Source organism: Actinomadura sp. NPDC048394, from assembly GCF_040651755.1.
Taxonomy (GTDB): domain Bacteria; phylum Actinomycetota; class Actinomycetes; order Streptosporangiales; family Streptosporangiaceae; genus Spirillospora; species Spirillospora montaniterrae.
Genome location: NZ_JBEZJL010000185.1, coordinates 1 through 1,679 on the forward strand (window position 1 = coordinate 1; position 1,679 = coordinate 1,679).

The window sequence follows — 1,679 nt, forward strand, 5'->3', positions numbered from 1 at the left end:
ACTATTTACCTATGCAATCAGTGACGGTCGAGCTCGGGGCCGCGTCCACCATGGAATTGGTGAACGCGCTCTCCGCCATCGCCACTGAACTCGCCCAGCGCCAAGCCCCGGAATCAGCGGCCGCCTGCCTGGAACTCACCGAAACCCTCGCGGCCGCAGCAGATATGCAGGAAAGCGCGCTCGCCGGATTCATCGGCCGAGTCGACGCCACCGGAGAACAAGCCCGCTGGGGATATCCCTCCACCCAGGCATGGCTGCGCTCACGGCTGGGCATGCGCGACAACCGCGCCAAGGAGCGCCTCACCCTCGCCCGCCAGCGCCACCGCCTGCCCCACGTTGCCGCCGCACTCGCCTCCGGCGACCTGTCCTTCGGTTACGCCACCACCGTCGCCGACTCGGTCGCCCGCCTGGACGACACCGACTGCGCCGAAGCCGAGACAACCCTCCTCGGGTTCGTCGACCAGGGCTTCTCCGCCGGGAAGGTCGCAGCCTTCGGCCGCCGGATCCGCGATCTGATCGCCGAACGCGACGGCACCGAAGACGCCCCCGATGAGGACACCAAACGCGGCTACGACAAGTCCTGGCTCACCACCACCCGTTCACTGGACGGCGGCCGGTACGTCAAAGGCTGGCTGAACCCCGAAGACGCCGCGATCTGGGACGGCACCCTCGGCCCGCTGGCCAAGCCGGCCGGACCCGACGACCGCCGCGACTTCTCCGAACGCACCGCCGCCGCCCTGTCCAGCGTGCTGTCCGGCGGACACAAGGCCACCAAGGTGACGGTCATCTGCGACCTGGAGACACTGACCGGCGGCAACGCCCCGGCCCGCCTCACTGACGGCACGCCGATCCCCGCCGCCCAGGCCCGCCGCATCGCCCTCGCCGCCGGGGTATCGCCGCTGCTGCTCGGGCGGGGGAACACGCCGCTGTACCTGGGCCACCGGGAACGGTTCGCCAGCGCAGCCCAACGGCAAGTGCTCGAAACCCTCTACCCCACCTGCGCGGTACGAGAATGCGAGACCCCGGGCACGCTGTGCGAAGTGGACCACGTCAACGGATGGGCACTGGGCCACAGTCCCACCGACATCGATCAGCTCGCCCTCACCTGCGGATGGCACAACCGGTTCAAACACACCCGCCCCGACCAGATCCAGATCACCAAAGATCCGGACGGGCGCTACGTCTACCGGCTGCTGCCACCACCCGACGCCCGAGGGGCAACCGGACCACCGGGCAGCATCGGGCCGCCCGGCACCCTCGACTGGGCCGCATAACCACCCCACCGGCATGACCGCCGAGCCCGCCCGGATCCATTCGGGTCACGGGCGGTCTCGGCATGCCCACATCCACACCCCTGTGGCCGCCACCGCATCCACGCCATCGCGGCCAGCCGCGCAGCCGCCACCGCCCTCGCAGCCGCAGCCGCCCCCGCAGCACGCCCCCTGGTAGCCGCAGCCGCAGAATCATCGGCCGGAACGCGGCACAGCCGTTGGGGCTTGGTCGTCTTCGCACCTGACGGAGGGGGGTGGTGGGGTGGCGCGACCTGGGGGCGGGGCAGGCGGAGCCTGCCCCCATCACCTGCCTAGGGGCCGCAGAGGCTCCAAAGTCAAGGGTGGACGAAGTCCATCGCGTAGCGACGCCGAAGGCGCCCTTGACTTTGGAGGGGCGGCCCCGTACGC

1 protein-coding gene is annotated in these 1,679 nt (G+C 70.4%); it reads left to right on the forward strand.

Annotated features, from left to right (window positions below; translation table 11 throughout):
• On the forward strand, positions 1–1,274 hold a 1,274-nt coding region (locus AB0C78_RS50750), incomplete at its 5' end, for a DUF222 domain-containing protein (RefSeq protein WP_360763052.1).
• Between the last annotated feature and the right edge of the window lie 405 nt (positions 1,275–1,679).